This window comes from Leisingera sp. ABM4_101, from assembly GCF_056158725.1.
Genome location: NZ_JBSWTV010000002.1, coordinates 1449242 through 1465990, shown reverse-complemented (window position 1 = coordinate 1465990; position 16749 = coordinate 1449242). Strand labels below are relative to the sequence as shown.

19 protein-coding genes and 1 pseudogene are annotated in these 16749 nt (G+C 63.2%); 7 read left to right on the top strand and 13 right to left on the bottom strand.

Features of this window, described 5'->3' with window-relative positions:
• Positions 1–50 precede the first annotated feature (50 nt).
• Positions 51–2077 (top strand): annotated as a pseudogene (locus tag ACXAEK_RS08180) (FAD-dependent oxidoreductase).
• Positions 2078–2318: 241 nt separating this feature from the next.
• On the opposite strand, the gene ACXAEK_RS08175 reads toward ACXAEK_RS08180, so the two are convergent.
• From ACXAEK_RS08175 to ACXAEK_RS08165, 3 genes are all read right to left on the bottom strand, one after another.
• The gene (locus ACXAEK_RS08175; RefSeq protein WP_475041081.1) at positions 2319–2663 is read right to left on the bottom strand and encodes an antibiotic biosynthesis monooxygenase family protein; all 345 of its coding nucleotides are present in this window, start codon (positions 2661–2663) and stop codon (positions 2319–2321) included.
• 12 nt (positions 2664–2675) lie between these two features.
• Positions 2676–2996 (bottom strand): NIPSNAP family protein, encoded by a 321-nt coding sequence (locus tag ACXAEK_RS08170; RefSeq protein WP_475041080.1) that lies wholly within the window; start codon positions 2994–2996, stop codon positions 2676–2678.
• A gap of 74 nt (positions 2997–3070) precedes the next feature.
• A complete protein-coding gene (locus tag ACXAEK_RS08165; RefSeq protein ID WP_475041079.1) occupies positions 3071–3511 on the bottom strand; it encodes a DUF4399 domain-containing protein in 441 nt (146 codons plus the stop codon).
• Positions 3512–3708: 197 nt separating this feature from the next.
• Between ACXAEK_RS08165 and ACXAEK_RS08160 the strand changes: the two genes are divergently transcribed.
• Both ACXAEK_RS08160 and ACXAEK_RS08155 read left to right on the top strand, forming a co-directional pair.
• The gene (locus ACXAEK_RS08160) at positions 3709–4620 is read left to right on the top strand and encodes an AEC family transporter (protein WP_475041077.1); all 912 of its coding nucleotides are present in this window, start codon (positions 3709–3711) and stop codon (positions 4618–4620) included.
• Between the two features lie 165 nt (positions 4621–4785).
• Positions 4786–5697, top strand: coding sequence for a LysR family transcriptional regulator (locus ACXAEK_RS08155; RefSeq protein ID WP_475041075.1), 912 nt, complete (start codon positions 4786–4788; stop codon positions 5695–5697).
• Positions 5698–5977: 280 nt separating this feature from the next.
• On the opposite strand, the gene ACXAEK_RS08150 is transcribed toward ACXAEK_RS08155, so the two are convergent.
• A complete protein-coding gene (locus tag ACXAEK_RS08150) occupies positions 5978–6769 on the bottom strand; it encodes a class II aldolase/adducin family protein (protein WP_475041073.1) in 792 nt (263 codons plus the stop codon).
• 73 nt (positions 6770–6842) lie between these two features.
• On the opposite strand from ACXAEK_RS08150, the gene ACXAEK_RS08145 reads away from it, so the two are divergent.
• Positions 6843–7790, top strand: coding sequence for a GlxA family transcriptional regulator (locus ACXAEK_RS08145; protein ID WP_475041071.1), 948 nt, complete (start codon positions 6843–6845; stop codon positions 7788–7790).
• A 78-nt stretch (positions 7791–7868) separates the two neighbouring features.
• On the opposite strand, the gene ACXAEK_RS08140 is transcribed toward ACXAEK_RS08145, so the two are convergent.
• The 4 genes from ACXAEK_RS08140 to ACXAEK_RS08125 form a co-directional block, all read right to left on the bottom strand.
• Complete coding sequence (locus ACXAEK_RS08140; protein ID WP_475041070.1) at positions 7869–8699, bottom strand: OmpA family protein; 831 nt, start codon at positions 8697–8699, stop codon at positions 7869–7871.
• Positions 8700–8785: 86 nt separating this feature from the next.
• Positions 8786–9358: a peroxidase-related enzyme gene (locus ACXAEK_RS08135; RefSeq protein WP_475041068.1), complete on the bottom strand. Its 573-nt coding sequence runs from the start codon at positions 9356–9358 to the stop codon at positions 8786–8788.
• Positions 9359–9363: 5 nt separating this feature from the next.
• On the bottom strand, positions 9364–10089 hold the full coding sequence (locus tag ACXAEK_RS08130) for a GNAT family N-acetyltransferase (RefSeq protein ID WP_475041066.1): 726 nt from the start codon (positions 10087–10089) through the stop codon (positions 9364–9366).
• Entirely contained in the window at positions 10086–10808 is a 723-nt protein-coding gene (locus ACXAEK_RS08125) for a competence/damage-inducible protein A (protein ID WP_475041064.1), read from the bottom strand. Before ACXAEK_RS08125 ends, ACXAEK_RS08130 begins: the two co-directional genes overlap by 4 nt.
• Positions 10809–10857: 49 nt before the next feature.
• On the opposite strand from ACXAEK_RS08125, the gene sfsA reads away from it, so the two are divergent.
• A complete protein-coding gene (sfsA, locus tag ACXAEK_RS08120) occupies positions 10858–11562 on the top strand; it encodes a DNA/RNA nuclease SfsA (RefSeq protein ID WP_475041062.1) in 705 nt (234 codons plus the stop codon).
• Positions 11563–11728: 166 nt separating this feature from the next.
• Positions 11729–12538, top strand: a complete 810-nt coding sequence (gene map / locus ACXAEK_RS08115; RefSeq protein ID WP_475041061.1) for a type I methionyl aminopeptidase — start codon at positions 11729–11731, stop codon at positions 12536–12538.
• A gap of 82 nt (positions 12539–12620) precedes the next feature.
• Here map and ACXAEK_RS08110 read toward each other — a convergent pair whose 3' ends face one another.
• From ACXAEK_RS08110 to ACXAEK_RS08090, 5 genes are all read right to left on the bottom strand, one after another.
• Positions 12621–12803 carry a hypothetical protein gene (locus ACXAEK_RS08110; protein ID WP_475041059.1) on the bottom strand — a complete coding sequence of 61 codons (183 nt, stop codon included), beginning with the start codon at positions 12801–12803 and terminating at the stop codon, positions 12621–12623.
• Positions 12804–12827: 24 nt separating this feature from the next.
• Positions 12828–13499, bottom strand: a complete 672-nt coding sequence (locus tag ACXAEK_RS08105) for an HAD family hydrolase (protein ID WP_475041058.1) — start codon at positions 13497–13499, stop codon at positions 12828–12830.
• A gap of 182 nt (positions 13500–13681) precedes the next feature.
• Positions 13682–14008: a YgdI/YgdR family lipoprotein gene (locus tag ACXAEK_RS08100; RefSeq protein WP_475041056.1), complete on the bottom strand. Its 327-nt coding sequence runs from the start codon at positions 14006–14008 to the stop codon at positions 13682–13684.
• A gap of 121 nt (positions 14009–14129) precedes the next feature.
• The gene (gene rsmD, locus ACXAEK_RS08095) at positions 14130–14693 is read right to left on the bottom strand and encodes a 16S rRNA (guanine(966)-N(2))-methyltransferase RsmD (protein ID WP_475041055.1); all 564 of its coding nucleotides are present in this window, start codon (positions 14691–14693) and stop codon (positions 14130–14132) included.
• Entirely contained in the window at positions 14690–15901 is a 1212-nt protein-coding gene (locus ACXAEK_RS08090) for an NAD(P)/FAD-dependent oxidoreductase (protein WP_475041054.1), read from the bottom strand. The genes rsmD and ACXAEK_RS08090 overlap by 4 nt, the downstream gene beginning before the upstream one ends.
• Positions 15902–15996: 95 nt before the next feature.
• Here ACXAEK_RS08090 and ACXAEK_RS08085 point away from each other — a divergent pair, with 95 nt between their 5' ends.
• Positions 15997–16485 carry a redoxin family protein gene (locus ACXAEK_RS08085; RefSeq protein ID WP_475041053.1) on the top strand — a complete coding sequence of 163 codons (489 nt, stop codon included), beginning with the start codon at positions 15997–15999 and terminating at the stop codon, positions 16483–16485.
• Positions 16486–16749: the final 264 nt, after the last annotated feature.

Sequence of the window (16749 nt, the reverse complement as noted above, 5' to 3'; positions counted from 1 at the left end):
GGCGGCCCGCGCCCTTGATCCTAGGGGCAACTGCCAGGGAGAGTTTTACGATGACAGCGTACCCCAATCTGCTTGCCCCGCTGGATCTGGGCTTTACCCGGCTCAAGAACCGGGTGCTGATGGGCTCGATGCACACCGGGCTGGAGGAGACCGGAGACTGGAACCGGGTTGCAGAATTCTATGCCGCCCGCGCCCGCGGCGGGGTGGCGCTGATGGTGACCGGCGGCATCGGCCCAAACCTTGAGGGATCCGTGCTGCCGGGGGCCTCGATGATGACCTCGCCCAAGGATGTAGAGAACCACCGCGTGGTGACGGACCGGGTGCATGCGGCGGGCGGCAAGATTGCCATGCAGATCCTGCACGCTGGCCGATATGCCTATGGCCCCAAATGCGTCGCCCCCAGCCCTGTGAAATCGCCGATCTCCCCTTTCCCGCCGCATGAGCTGGACGAGGATGGCATCGAAAAGCAGATCGCCGACATCGTGAACGCCGCCCGGCTGGCGCAGGAGGCAGGCTATGACGGCGTCGAAATCATGGGATCGGAGGGATACTTCCTCAACCAGTTCCTGGTCACCCACACCAACAAGCGCACCGACCGCTGGGGCGGCTTCTATGAGAACCGGATGCGGCTGCCGATTGAGGTGGTGCGCCGCACGCGCAAGGCCGTGGGCCGCGATTTCATCATCATCTTCCGCCTGTCGATGATCGACCTGGTGCCGAACGGCTCCACGCATGAGGAAGTCGTGCAACTGGCACAGGAAATCGAAAAGGCCGGCGCCACAATCCTCAACACCGGCATCGGCTGGCACGAGGCCCGTATCCCGACCATCGCCACCTCGGTTCCCCGCGCGGCCTTTGCCTGGGTCACCAAGAAGCTGATGGGCAAGGTCGGCATCCCAGTGATCACCTCCAACCGCATCAACACACCCGAAGTCGCCGAGCAGGTGCTGGCCGAGGGCTGCGCCGACATGGTGTCGATGGCCCGGCCGATGCTGGCGGATGCCGATTTCGTGGCCAAGGCCGAAGCCGGGCAAGCGGACCAGATCGCTCCCTGCATCGCCTGCAACCAGGCCTGCCTCGACCATACCTTCAGCGGCAAGCTGACCTCCTGCCTGGTCAATCCGCGTGCCTGCCACGAGACTGAATTGGTGATCGAACCCGCGGCCACGTCCAAATCCGTTGCCATCGTCGGCGCCGGCCCCGCAGGCCTCGCCACAGCCCTAACGGCTGCCCAGCGCGGCCACAGGGTCACCCTGTTCGACCGCGCCGGTGAAATTGGCGGCCAGCTCAACATGGCCAAACAGGTGCCGGGTAAGGAGGAATTCTGGGGACTGGTGGATTGGTACAGGGTGATGGTGGCTGATGCCGGCATCACCTTGGAGCTGGGCCGTGAGGTTGCGGCAGAGGACCTGACCGCCTTCGACGAGGTGGTGATCGCCACCGGCGTCACCCCGCGCGCCCCCGCGATCCCCGGCCAGGACCGGGACAATGTGCTGAGCTACATTGACGTGCTGCGCCACAAAAAGCCGGCGGCCTGCACGTTGCTGTGGTCGGCGCGGGCGGCATCGGCTTTGACGTCTCCGAATTTCTTCTGGAAGAGGGCCACAGCCCCACCACCGACCTGCCTGCCTGGCTGAAGGAATGGGGCGTTGCGGACCCGGCTGAACACCGCGCAGGCCTCGCCCCCGAAGGTCCGCAGCCCGCAGCCCCCGCCCGGAAGGTGACCCTGCTGCAGCGCAAGGCCGAACGCCACGGCAAGCGGCTGGGCAAGACCACCGGCTGGATTTACCGCACCGCACTCAAGATGAAGAACGTTGAGTTCGTCGGCGGCGTCAACTACGAGCGCATCGACGCTGAAGGCCTGCATGTTAGCTTTGGCGAGGCTAGGGAAAATCCGCGGGTGATCCCGGCAGACACCATCGTGCTGTGCGCGGGCCAAGTCTCCGAACGGTCCTTGGCTGATGATCTCGCAGACCGCGGCATCACCGCTCATGTGATCGGCGGGGCCGATGTGGCCGCGGAACTGGATGCCAAACGCGCCATCAACCAGGGCACCCGTCTGGCTGCCAGCCTCTAAGGCGGCCGAAGCTCTCCCGCCTGCGTTACCCGGCCCTTTCAGGCCCGGCCCGCAGTTGGGCCAGGCGCCGCGCCGGCGGCGCGGCGGAGGGCACTGCGCCATGGCGCAGTGCCGTGCCCAACGGGTGCAGGAGCATTTCAATGCGCCTAAGCCGGGCGGGAGCCGCCCGCTGCAGCAGTTGGGACAAGCATCAGCGCAAATCTTTCAAAATTCTTTGCGGCAACTCTGGCTGGCACAAAGATCAGCCGTGTACGGCCACGCTGTCCCGCGGGGCCTCTGCCCGCGCCTCCATGCCGTAATCGCGGATCACCCCCGCGACGCGCAGCCGGTAGTCCGCAAAATACTCCCCGCGCCCCTTGGCCTGCGCCGCCCGGTGCGCCGGAAGCTGACGCCAGGCCGCCAGTGCCTCCTCGCTTTCCCAGAACGACAGCGACAGCAGCTTGCCCGGCGTTGCCAGGCTCTGGAAGCGCTCGACCGAAATGAAACCCTCGATCCCTTCAAACAGCGGCCGCAGCCCGGCCGCATGTTCAAGGTAACTGTCCTTCATGCCTTCAGCCGGCTCGACCTCAAAAATAACGGCAATCATTCCGCTCTGCTCCTATCTCTCGCCATGCGGCTCCGAAACCAGCTTCAGCCAGGTTCGGTCCTCGCGCAGCAAAAACCTTTCCTTTTGCGCGAACTCGTAATTCTCCCGCCCCAGCGGATCGGCCGCCAGCCGCGCGCGATAGGCCTCGTATTCCGCCAGGCTCTCCACGTTGTAGATGCCATAAGCCAGTGTCGAAGACCCCTCGTGCGGGGCAAAATACCCGATCAGGTCCGCCCCGCAGCGCGGAATTGCCTGCCCCCAGTTGCGGGCGTATTGTTCGAACTGCGCCTTCTTGGCCGGGTTGATTTTATAGCGGATGATGCAGGTCAGCATGGAAGGTCCTCTTGTTTTGGGTTCTCCTGCCTAACCTGTGCAGCCGCCCGGATGTTTCGCTCCGGGCCGAAGCGTCACTCTACCGTGATCGTAATCACTTCAGACACCACCGGCACCGCGTGCGGCACATGGCCCGCATCGCCTAGCACCAGTTGCAGCGTATGGCGGCCCGGAGACAGTTCCAGTGTCACCTCGGTCTGGCCGCCGCCAAAATGCAGATGGTTTTCGTCAGAAGGCAGGCCATAGGCCAGCTCATCTGCGCCCTCCTCCCCTTCGCCCAGCGGCGGCCGGTCGATCAGCAAGTGGTGATGGCCGGTGTTCTCCTTCGCCACCCCGGCCGGCGCCACCCCCATGCCAGACAGGCCAAAGACCAGCGTCACCGGCGACGTGACCGTATCCCCATCTTCAACATTGGCGAAATACACCTTTGCCCCTGGGTTCGAAGGCGTCTCCCCGCCCGCCAGCAAGGGGGCCGCCAGGCAGGCAGACACCGCAGCCGCAATCAGCAGTTTCATCTCGCTTCCTCCAGCACTTCGCTCTGCTATCACGTTAAAGCTAGCTGTGCATGGGCTGGCGGCAATCCGGCCGCCTTTCCAGGATGCACAAATTTGCGTCAGCAAAGCGCCCGGCCCATGCCGGTCTCATGCTTTTGCTTGCCTGCCGCACCCAGCGGCGCCACTGTCGCCAGCGTAAAGCAAGGCAGGGGGCCGCCGTGGTTTTTGCAGTCATTCTGATGGGTCTTACCCCCAGCTTCCTGATGGTCGCACTGGGCGGCCTGGTGCGCAGGCGGCTGGCACCGCAGGCCTGGCAAGGTCTCGACAAACTGAATTTCGAGGTGCTGTTTCCGGCTCTGCTGTTCTTTGCAGCCTGCGGACGGCCCATCGCGGCAGCCGATTTGGGCCGTATCGGCCCTGCAGTCTGGAGCATCCTGGCCCTGGCACTGGGCCTCGGCCTGCTGGCACGCAGTTTCAGAGCAAGCAGCTTTCTCGACTTTGCAGGTGCCTGGCAGACCGCCTGGCGTTTCAATACGGCCATTGCCTTTGTCGCCCTGCCCGCGATCGGCACAGAGCTGACCGGCCAGATGGCTGTTGCCATCGGCATGGCGGTGCCGGTCGCCAATGTACTGGCCGTCACGGCGCTGTCACGCGGCGGCAGCCTGTCGTTGCGGGAAACAGTGCTGAAGATTGCGCTGAATCCCTTCCTGCTGGCCTCCATTGCAGGCGTCGCAGTTGGCTTGTCCGGCTATAAAATCCCGGCCCCGATCCTGGCCCCGGCCGAAATGCTGGCCCATGCCGCCATTCCGATTGCGCTGCTCTCCATTGGCGCCACGATGAACTGGCGGGCCCTTGCGCGGCTGGATCTCTTTAACGGCTATCTGTGCCTGGTGCGGCTGGTGCTGGTTCCGACGCTGGTCCTGGCGGCCTGCCTGCTGCTGCGCGCAGAGGCCGGCCTGGCCGCTGTTCTGGTGCTGTTTGCTGCTCTGCCTACGGCCTCCGCCGCTCATGTGCTGGCTTCCGCCTTTGGCGCCGACCGGGAGCTTGCTGCCACGCTAATTGCGCAATCCACACTCCTCAGCGCAATCACCCTGCCCCTGTGGATTCTGGTGATAAAACTCACATTTTAAAGCTATTTTAACCTTCCTACTGCCGTCCCGCCGGCCAAAGCCGCCGCCGTTTCCACAGCGCAAACGATCCGCACGAAACCTCGCAATTATCCCAAGCCTGCCCCGATCTTGCCCGATTTCACCTGCAACACTGAGGGCAACAAGGAATTGCGAGGACGGGTGAACATGGACCGACTGACGGAAATGGAGGCCTTTGCCAATGTGGTGGACCAAGGGGGCTTCACCGACGCGGCGCGGAAGATGGGGATTTCGAAATCTGCCGTCTCCAAACATGTCTCCAGCTTGGAGGCCCGCCTTGGCGCGCGCCTCCTGAACCGCACCACCCGCCGGGTCTCGCCCACCGAGATCGGCCTAGCCTATTACGACCGGGCCCGCCGGGTGCTGAATGACGCAGGCGAAGCAGATGCGCTGGTCACCTCGATGCAATCTGCGCCCTCCGGCCTGCTGCGAATTTCGGTCGCCACCGATTTCGGGGTCAATCACCTGTCGCCGGTGCTATCGGACTTCCTGCGCGATTTTCCGGACATCACTGTCAATATGGTGCTGAACAACCGCTATGTGGAGCTGATTTCCGAAGGTTTCGACATGGCAGTGCGGATCGGCGAGCTGGAAGACAGCTCCCTGCGCGCCCGCAAGCTGACCGAAACCACCAAGCGGATGATCGCCTCTCCTGCCTATCTTGAGAAATACGGCCGGCCTCAGAAAATCGACGAGCTGAACAACCACAAGCTTTTGCATTACTCCAGCCAGTCCAGCGGCAATGTCTGGAAGATCACCGCACCGTCAGGCGAAAAACGCCAGGTGCGTACCTCCGGCTGGCTGTCGGTCAATGACGGGCAGTCGCTGCTGAACGCGGCGATCTCGGGCCTCGGCATCGCCTATCTGCCCAGCTACCTCTACTCCGAAGCGCTGGAGGAAGGACTGGTCGAGGACGTGATGCCCAGTCTGCCGATGGAAACCCAAGGCATCTACGCGGTCTATCCGCCTGGCAAATTCACCCAGCCCAAGGTGCGCGCCTTCATCGACTTCCTGGTTGCAGCTTTTGCCGACCGCGATCCTTCCGAATGGAAAACCTGAACCGGTTCAACGGAAAACCGGACCAAGACATCCCTCGAAGACCTGCCCCCGCGCCGCGCGCGGGGGCTTTTTTGCATTTCCTTTCAGCGGCCATGTTCAGAAGGGAAAAATCTCCCGCCCGGACCGGATCAATCGAAGATTGCCCCGCTCCCGTTGGGCCTGGCGCCGCTGTGCGGCGCGCGCCGTGCATCCGCACGGCGCCGGGCCCAAGGCTTGCGGCGGCATCTTTGATGCAACCGGCAAGGCGCGGGAGCCCTCGGCCTGCGGTTCCGGACCGGTTTCAGCCTTTGTAATGAGGCGCCTCTGCGTCCAGCCGGCGGCGGATGGCGTGCCACTCCAATTCACCCTCGTAGCCATACCAGTCACTGGCGGCCATATCGCGCAAATGGCGTTTCTGCTCTGACTCGGGAATGGTGCGGATTTCAACACCCGGGCAGGCGGCCGCCTTTTGCACCTCCAGCTGTACCGCACAGGCCTGATCCAGGTAGAAGGAACGGAAGAACGCCTCCCCCGCCGTGGCACCAAACACAAAGGCGCCATGCCAGGCTTCCACCACAGCCTTTTTACCGCGGCCCGCTGCCAGCAATCCTGTCAGGAAATCATCGGTGCATTCGAACTCGTAATCGGTATAGCCCAGAACGCCGCCGCCGCCGATCATCAGATAGGCCTGGCTGTAGGGACCCACGCCCTCCTTTTGCGCACTAACGCCCATGATCGCCTTGGTGTGGATATGCATAATGCAGTTCTTCTCCGGCTCTGCCTCAAAGAACAGCTTGCCGATCTCCGTGGCCGAGGGGTTAGGCTCCCCGTTTTCCGGATTGTGGTTCACCCGGTCGAACCCTACCTTGATCAGATTGGAGGCCGCGACCTCCTCATGCATCCAGCCATAGTGATGGGTGATCAGCGCGTCCTCGCCCGGCACCCGGATTGCATGCCACTGGTTGGTCTGATCCGTCAGCCGGTATTTCACCAGCGCATTGTAAATGGCAGCAAGCTCGCAGCGCGCCTCCCATTCGGCGTCCGAACAATTGGCCGGGCGGCCTTGCAGCGGGGTTGGGGTCATAACGGTCATGAATGATCCTTTCGCAGTTTCCTGGGGCGAGGGTAACCGCCAGCTGGCAGCAAGTATTTATCTGGAAACGCCCTTGATTTATCTCAATACTCCCACCATGCATAAAACGGCCTTTATCCTCTTCCCCGGTTTTCAGATGCTGGCCTATGTCCTCGCGGCAGAAACACTGCGGCTGGCCAACAAATGCGCCGGAAAGACACTCTTCACCTGGGAGACGCTGGCCGCTACGCAAACCGCCGTACGGGCGTCAAACGGCGCGATCGTAACGCCGGACAGGACAAGCTGGCAGGAGGCTCCGCTGCCAGACCTCGTGCTGATCTGCGCCGGCTATGACCCGCTGCAAGCCGTCCCCGCGGGAACACGCGCCTGGCTGTCCCGAGCCGAGCGCAGCGGTGCAACCCTGGGCGGTGTCGACACCGGCACAGTGGTTCTGGCAGAATTGGGGTTTCTGGATGGGCACCAAGCGGTGCTGCACTACGAGGCAGAGCCGGGATTTCGCGAGACCTGGCCGGACATTGACGTCAGCGACCGGATCTACTGCCTGAACCGGCGCCGTCTGACCGCGGCCGGCGGCATCGCGACCGGCGACGCGATGCTGGCCTGGATCGCCGCACGCACATCCGAAGAACTGGCAGCAGCAACATCGGATGCCATGGCACATGGCGAAATCCGTCCCGCCGGCGTCCGGCAAAGGGTGGAAACCACTAAGGACCCTCTGCTGCAGCAAATGCACAGCCTGATGGCCGCGGACATCTCAGATCCCCGGCCGCTGGCAGAGATCGCCCGGACGCTTGGCCTCAGCCCCAAGGCACTGCGCCTGCGCTGCCAGCGCGGGCACGGGATGAGCCCGCAGGCCTATTACCTGCAGCTGCGGCTCGGCAAAGCGCTGGACTTGCTGCGCAATACTCAGATGCCCGTGACCGAAGTGGCGCTGGCGGTGGGGTTTGTCTCTCTGCCCAGCTTTTCCCGCCAGTTCAAGGCCATGTACCAGCGCTGCCCGCGCGACATGCGCCGCCGCTGACTGACTGCCGCATTTCGCAACCCGGCGGACCGCGCCCGCTGGAGCGGCAGCATTGTGCAACATCATGGGCCCTGGTGTTCAGTCGCTGAGCAGCACCGCCTCCACCCGCCGGTTAGCCTTGCGCCCTTCGGGGCTGAGGTTGCTGGCAATGGGCGCAAGAAACCCTGCCCCGGCTGCTTCGATACGCGCTTCGTCAGCGTCATAAGCCTCGATCAGCCGCGCCTTCACTGATTGCGCCCGGCGCTCAGAGATGCCGGTATTCTGCTCCTGCGAGCCGACCGTGTCCGTATGCCCCACCAGCAGCAGCCGGTACTGCGGATTGGCCGCCAGATAGGCCGCCAGTTCCGCCAGGCTGGCGTAGCGGCCCTCCCGCAGCCGGGTCGAGCCGCTCTCGAAAACCAGGTCTGTCAGCACCGCGTGGCCCCGCACTTCCAGAACCTTCGCCAGTTCCACCGGCCGCGCCGGATCTGCCGCTGCAGATGCCTCTGCTTCAGGTTTCACCACCGCCACGGGTGCAGCCTCTGCCTGACCCACCGTGATCATCTGCACATAGGCCGCGCCGCCTGCCCGCGACACCAGAAGCGAAACTGCCTCTTTGCCTTTAGCCGCAGACAGGAAATGATAGCTGGAGATATCGACCATCATGTCCGGCGAAGGCACCACCTCGATCCCAAAGCGAAAACCAAAACCGCCGCAATCCCGCGCCGCACAATCCAGCCGCAGCTCGAACCCTTGCTCCAGCAACTGATCCCGCAAAGGCGCGAGGATTTGCAGCACGGTGCTGCCGCCCTCCAGCCGCCAGGTGCGGCGCAGGATCTGCCCCTCAAACCGTTCTGATGGCACCCTGTCGGCCTCTTCCGGGCCAACCGGCAACTGGTAGACACCCAGCGCCGAGACCCGCTCAGACACGGCAACAGCCCCCTGCGGCAGAGTAACCTCCGCCGCGCCCGGCAGGCCCGGCAGCAAAGCTGCGGCTGCAATGGTAATAAAACGTCTTAGCGGCACTGGCTGTGGTATTCCGGATTGGGCACCATGGCAGTGGCGCTGGCCACCCGGTTCGACATGTTGAAGAAACCGGCGACATTGGCGATGTCCCAGATATCGCGGTCAGAGAACCCCGCGTCGCGCAAGCCTTGCCGGTCGGCCTCTTCAATCCCGGCACTGGCCGTGGTCATCTTGGCGGCGAAATCCAGCATCGCCCGCTGCCGCGGCTCCAGCGGCGCCACCCGATAGTTCATCACCAGCATTTCACCCAGCTGCGGATCGCCCGACAGCTGCCGCACTGCCGCACCATGCGCCACCAGGCAATAGAAACAGCGATTGATCGCAGAGACCACCACCGCAATCATCTCCCGCTCCAGCTTGCTGAGGCCGCTGTCCGCCAGCATCAGGTCATTATACATAGCGGTGAATGCGTTGAGCTTGCCGATGTCGAAGGCATTGGCCTTCAGCACATTGGGCACAAAGCCCAGTTTCTCGGTGCAGATATCGAAGTATTTTTGCGTTTCCGGCGGCAGCGGATCCACCATCGGCAGGTCGAGGGCTGTGGGCTGGTTATGGTCACTCATTGCAGTCAATCGCCTTGTTGCAAAATCCGGTAGTGGTACTCTCCGACGCAGTCCATACCAAGGGAAGCATAAAGCCCATTTGCGCCGTCGTTACGTTTCGTGCAAAGGACTGCCAATTCGCTGGCACCGTTCTCCACCGCCCAGAACGCCGCCTGGCGCATCATCCAGGCCCCCATTCCGGCGCGGCGCTGGTGCGGCAGGATTTCCAGCGCGTGGACCATCGCAACACCATCGTGAATGGCCACGAACCCCGCACCGGCCGGCTTGTCCTTGTGGCGGCCCAACAGGCCAGTCTTTGCCCCCTGTACACGGTTCATGACCGCTAGCCGCTCCGGCCCGATGCCGCCCTGCGCCCAGATCTCGCGCTGGATGGCCAGCGGCTCCCAAACACAAAAGGCAGTCACGCGGGGTACTGGAATATCCGTCAGCCGCGCCGCCGGGCAAGTCCACAAATTGACCGGATCCTTCACCGCGTAACCGCGCGCCGCCAACTGGGCATCCAGCTCTGCCTCGCCGTCGCGGATCATGAACAGGCAGTCCTGCCCCATCGCCCGCATCGCCTGTTCTGCGGCAGCGATCTCATCCTCCGAGGCTGCGCCGTTCACGGTGGCCGCCGACACCCGGCTGCCGCCGCCCTGCCCTTCACGCAGGGTCACCGGCCCCAGTTCCCGGACCGAAGCCGAAGGCCAGGTCGCCTCAGTCACAGCATAATAACGGGGATCCGTGGTCACTGCTCCAGCTCCTTTGCCAGCTCGGTCATCGCGGCATCCACGCGGGCGCCGTCGGTGCCGCGGATCACGATGTTGGCGCCAAAGGCACCGTCTTTCTGAAAGGGATAGCACCCCACCGACAAATCGCCGTAGGCCTCGGCCAGCGTCCGCAGAGGGCCCGCGATTTCGCCCTCGCCCCGCAGCACCCGCAGCGTCTGCGACAGCATCGGCCGGCCGCCCGTAAGCGTCGGCATCACGCTGGAGACCATCGCCTGGAAAATCATCGGCACGCCCGCCATCACATGCACGTTGCCCAAGGTAAAGCCTGGCGCGGCAGAGACCGGATTGTCGATCAGTGCCGCACCTTCGGGAATGCGCGCCATCCGCAGTCTAGCCTCGTTCAGCTCGATCCCTTGGGTGTCGTAATGCGCCTGCAGGATTGCCCGCGCGTCATCCCGCACATCCAGACGCGCCTCAAACGCCTTGGCGATGCAATCCGCAGTGATATCGTCATGGGTCGGCCCGATGCCTCCGCTGGTAAACACATGGCCGTACGCCCCGGACAGCGCCCGCACCGCATCAATGATCGCAGTCTCATCATCGCTGACAATACGCACTTCCTTCAGGTCGATGCCATGTTTGGCCAGTTCGCCTGCCAGGTAATGCATATTGGCATCGCGGGTGCGGCCCGACAGGATCTCATCCCCGATGACCAGCATGGCAGCGGTTGGATTGGCCATAATCTTCCTCCCCTTGATACCTCGTCTCCGCAGATATAGGCCTAAGCTCATGCGCTTTGAAACCCCTCTGATCCCCGCCGTGCTGATCCGCCGCTACAAACGCTTCCTCGCCGACTGCCGGCTGGAGGACGGACAGGAGATCACTGCCCATTGCGCCAACCCCGGCAGCATGATGGGGCTTGCTGAGCCGGGCGCGAAGGTCTGGCTGGAGCCTAACGACGACCCCAAGAAAAAGCTGAAATACGGCTGGCGGCTGGTGGAGCATGACGGCGGCCACTTCACAGGCGTCGACACCTCGGTCCCGAACCGCGCCCTGCGCGCCGCCCTGGAAGCGGGAGAGATCGCGGAACTGGCCGCCTACAAGACCGTGCGTCCCGAGGTGAAATACGGCGAGAAGAGCCGGATCGACTTCCTGCTAAGCCAAGACGGCCTGCCCGACTGCTATGTCGAGGTGAAAAGCGTGACCTTGTCGCGCCAGCCGGGTCTGGCAGAATTTCCTGACAGCGTCACCGCGCGCGGCACCAAACATCTTGGCGAGCTGGCAAGCATGACGGCCCAGGGCCACCGGGCGGTGATGCTCTACCTGGTGCAGCGCACCGATTGCACCCGCTTCCAGCTGGCTGCCGATATCGACCCGGCCTACGCAGACGCTTTTGCCAGCGCTCAGGCCGCTGGTGTGGAACGGCTTGTCTACGGAACACGGATCACCCCCGATGGTGTCGAACTGGGCAGCCCCTTGCAGGCAGCGCGCTAAGGCAGACGCAACAGGCAGCGCACGCTGCCTTCATCCGCTTCTAACCCGCTGCTGCTATACAGGTGCCCCTTCAGCTTTGGGCACTGCCCCTTGCCCGCCCCCTCTGGCCCTTTTGGCAAAGACCCCTTAAATAGCTACGGGACAACTCGCGATGGAGCTTCGCCTGATGAGATCGAAAGACGGCCGCACAACCAAGGACGGCATCCGCATTCATGAAGCCGGCGATTATGCCGGCATGCACAAGGCGGGTGCGCTTGCCGCGCGCATTCTGGATGACATCGCCGCGCATGTGTTTCCCGGCCAGACCACTGGCGAGATTGACCGCATCATCACCCGGATGGTTGAGGACTCCGGCGCCAAGTCGGCCACCATCGGCTATAAGGGCTATCAGCACGCCAGCTGCATCTCGGTGAACCACGTGGTCTGCCACGGCATCCCCGGCGACAAGAAGCTGAAGGACGGCGACATCCTCAACATCGACGTCACGGTGATTGTCGACGGCTGGTTCGGCGACACCTCGCGGATGTTCGTGGCGGGCAAGCTGCCGCGCAAGGCCGAGCGCCTTATTCAAGTCACCCATGATTCGCTGATGAAAGGGATCGAGGCGGTAAAGCCCGGCAATACCTTTGGCGACATTGGCCATGCGATCCAGGCTTATGCTGAAAGCCAGCGGATGAGCGTGGTGCGCGATTTCTGCGGCCACGGGCTGGGCACGGTGTTCCACGCACCGCCCAATGTGCTGCATTACGGCCGCCCCGGCACCGGCCCGGTGCTGGAAGAGGGCATGTTCTTCACCATTGAGCCGATGATCAATCTGGGCCGTCCGGAGACCAAGATCCTGGCCGATGAATGGACCGCCGTCACCCGCGACAAATCGCTGTCGGCGCAGTTCGAGCATTCGATCGGGGTAACCGCTCACGGGGCCGAGATTTTCACCCTGTCGCCGGCCGGGAAATTTCACCCGACCTACGGATAAGCCGGTAGGGCGGAAGCGGGGGCCTGCCCCCGCACCCCCGAGGTATTTTAGACCAGAAAGAAGCAGCAGAGAGTTTCGGCAGCTAACTGTCCCGCTCCTCTGCTTCCTGCAGCCGCCACAGGGCCAGCAGCATGGTGCCATCTGCCCAAGGGGTCACCGCATCCTGAATGAACAGCGGCGCCCGCACCGGTTTCGGCTTGGGCAGGCTCCGGATTTCAACGCCCTTTGCGGGCTGCAGGAACGGGGTTTGCAATGTCTGTTCCATAAGCGGAACAATAGCACATCCGCCTCAGATCGACAAAAGCGCGGGCACCTCTGACATGCCGGTGAAGACTTCCGCCCCCAGCGCCGCCAGCGCCGCCAGCTTCGCACCGCTCCCATGCGGCGCAAACCCCAGACAGCGCATGCCTGCGCGCACTGCCGCGGTCACCCCGCTGCCGCTGTCTTCGATCACCAGGCAATCCCGCGCCTGCACGCCGAAATGGCTGGCGGCGGCCAGAAACAGCCCCGGCTCCGGCTTGGCCACCCCCAGGGAATGGGCCGAAAACATCGCCTGCGGGTGGAACCGCTCCCACAGCCCGTTCTGGCCCAGGGTGATGCGCATCTTGTCCTCGCTGCCGTTGGAGGCGACGCAGACCGGGATGCCCTGTGCGTCAAGCTGCGCCAGCAGCTCTGGAATGCCCGGCATCAGCGGCACCCCTTGCTCCAGCCGGGCATAGGTCTCGGCATAGACCTCGGCGATCCAGCCCTCCGGCAGTTCCGCGCCCAGGCTGCGGGCCCTTTCCATCACGCTGGCCATGGTGCTGCCAACAAAATGCGCCATCGACTGTTCCATGGTCAGCTGCAGCCCGTGACGGGCGAGGTTTTCGATCAGCACCTGGTTCGAAGCAGGCTCGCTGTCCACCAGCACGCCGTCGCAGTCGAAGATCACCAGCTTCGGGGTCGGAAAGGTCTTGGGCATGAAAACCTGCTTATCGTGGAGAATTGCTTTTTCAGGCTTAATCGGCTTTCGCCGCTGCCGCAAATCCGCGGCCGCGGGAAAACTCCCCTGCAGTCACGGTCCGCTGCCGGGCTGCAATCTCCGGAAACAAAAAATGCAGGGGAAGCCCCTGCATTTCCGTTGCATCACAAGCCTGGCACCGCTCAGAACTTGCAGCGCTTCTTCTTCGCCAGGCCAACCAGCACTTCATGGCGCTTGTTTGCCGCCTCCAGCGCTTCGTTTGCATTGGCGTAGTTGCCGATAACCGCCGGCCAGAAGAGCAGAGCAGCTGCCACATTTTTCCCCGAGGCGGTCTTGCCCTTCTTGGCTTCGGCGCGGATTTCGTCCAGCTGGCCCATCTGGGTCTTGATCTCTTCGCAGGTCAGCGAGGAATTGTCCACATTGTTGGTGGTGACCACCTCAGGGGAGACACAGCCGGACAGGAACATCGCGCCCGCAGTCAGCAGACCAAGGAGTTTTGCAGCTTTCATATTGAACCTTTCGAAACCGCCTGAATTGACGGAAATTTGATTGAAATTTCCAGCTCGCTACAACCGGACGGCTGGATATGCAAATAGAAAATCAAGTATTTGGCGAAAGGCGCCGGGCTTGTTACAAACTGTTCTGCTCCCGCCACATCAGCGAGATATGGGTATCGCCGTATTTGCGGCTGTCCTGCAGCTCAAACCCTTCCGGCGCCGCCATCGCCGCGCTTTCTTCCCAAACCACCAGCGCATCATCCGCCAGCCAGCCGCCTTTGACCGCCGCGGCCAAAGCCTTCTCCCCCAGTCCCTTGCCATAAGGCGGATCGAGAAAAACCAGGTCAAAGGGCGCATCCGGGTTCGCCCCCAGCTTCAGCGCGTCGCGGCGCGCCAGGGTGCAGCGGTCTTCGGCCTTGCAGATAGCAATGTTCTTCTTGATCAGCCCGCCGGAGACCCGCCCGTCATCGACAAACAGCACCTCCGTTGCACCGCGTGAAAGCGCCTCTAGCCCCAGCGCGCCGGTGCCCGCAAACAGGTCCAGAACCCGGGCGCCGGGGATGGCGCCGGTGTGCATCAGCACATTGAACAGGCTTTCGCGCACCCGGTCGGTGGTCGGGCGCAGATGGGCGCCTGCGTCCCCCTTGCCCACCGCGGCCAGAGCCCGGCCGCGGAAGTCTCCTGCGATGATCCTCACGCTTTCAGAAGCGGCTTCAGATCGGCGGACGGGTCAGCAACCACGCCTTTGTCGGCAGTCTTGCCCATGTCGATCAGCCGCTTGGCCACCATATAGGCGCGCGGATCGTTCATCGCGTCAACCGCCACCAGCTGATCGCCGGCATAGTACCAGAACGACACCTGCTGCCCCTCGCCCTGACGGGTCACCACGTTGTCATAGCCAGTGTTGAGGCCCGCGATCTGCAGCTTGACGTCATACTGATCCGACCAGAACCAGGGTTGCGCCACATAGTCCTTGTCCGCGCCCAGCATGTTCTGCGCCACTACCTCGGCCTGATCGATGGCATTCGGCACGCTTTCCAGGCGGATGCGGTTGCCCTTGAACGGGAAGGAGGCGCAGTCGCCCGCTGACCAGATCGACACGTCCGAGGTGCGGCCCTTGGCGTCCACCTTGATGCCGTTCTCCAGCTCCAGACCCGCCATCTCAGCCAGCTGCGACGTGGGGGTGATGCCGACGCCAACAACCACAAAATCCACATCCAGCACTTCGCCGCCGCTCAGCACCGCGCGGGTCACCTTGCCGTCTTCGCCTTCCAGCCGCTCCAGCCCGACACCTTCGCGGATATCGACGCCGTGCGAGGAATGCAGGCTGCGGAAAAAGTCCGAGGTTTCGGGCGCCGCGACACGCTGCAGGATGCGGTCCGCCATTTCGACTAGCGTCACCTTGACGCCGCGCTTGGCGCAGACCGCGGCCGCTTCCAGCCCGATATAGCCACCGCCGACGATCAGCGCGCGCTTGCCCTCGGTGACATTCGGCGCCATCGCGTCGACATCGGTCAGGCCGCGCACCACGTAGACACCGTCCAAATCGCCGCCGATCGCCGCCGGCAGGCGGCGCGGGTCGGAGCCGGTGGTCAGCGCCAGCTGATCATAGGAGACCGTCTCATCGCCCAGCGAAACGGTCTTGGCCGCCGGGTCGATCGCTGTCACCCGCTGGCCCAGCTTCACAGTGATGTTGTTGTCCTCGTAAAAACTCGCCGGCCGCAGGAACAAGCGCTCCAGCTCCATCTCGCCCAGCAGGTAGGCCTTGGACAGGGGCGGGCGCTGATACGGCAGCGCCTCCTCCGCGCCGATCAGGGTGATTTCCCCGCCGAACCCGTCTTTGCGCAGCTTTGCCACCAGCGAAGACCCCGCCTGCCCTGCTCCAATAACGACGATGTGGGACATATTCCCTTGCCTCCCGCAATAGTTCCCGTCACGCTTTCATCGGACCCTATATACGCGGGGCCCCAAAACGCAATCATGAGAAAGAGGAACGTGCGATGATTTCTGTTGGAGACCAACTGCCGGACGCGACACTGACGCTGATTGGAGACAACGGCCCCGAGCAGGTGCAGCTGTCAGATAAGCTCAAGGGGCGAAAGGTCGTGATCTTCGCGGTTCCCGGCGCCTTTACCAGCACCTGCCATTCGGCGCATGTGCCCAGTTTCATCCGCACCAAGGACCAATTGGCCGCCAAAGGCGTCGACGAAATCATCTGCCTTGCGGGCAATGACCCCTTTGTCATGTCGATCTGGGGCGACAATACCGGCGCGTCCGAGGCCGGCATCACCATGCTGTCGGATGCGGAATGCACCTTTACCGAGGCAATCGGTATGCGTCTGGACGCACCGGCGGCAGGCCTGATTGGCCGCTCGCTGCGCTATGCCATGCTGGTGGAGAACGGCGAAGTGAAGATCCTCAACAAGGAAGAAAACCCCGGCCAGTGCGAACTGTCCGCCGGTGAGGGCCTGCTGGAGTCGATGGGCTAAACCCGCGCCTGGCCGCCTCCGGGGCGGCCACCGCAACCTCTTAATTTTTGATGAAAAATAAGGTCAGAACTGCTGCCGGAATGTTTCGCGCGCGAAACATTTGGTCAATATTGCTGACCCGAATGCGGACTCCCGTCGAGGTACGGCCTCAGGGGTTTTGCCGCTTTATGCGTTCGGACTATTCACCCCCGGATTACTTTGTCAGGCAAAAAGCCGCGGCCCGCCTTCCTCTTGCTCAAAATATCCCGGAGCGCGAGGCAGAGC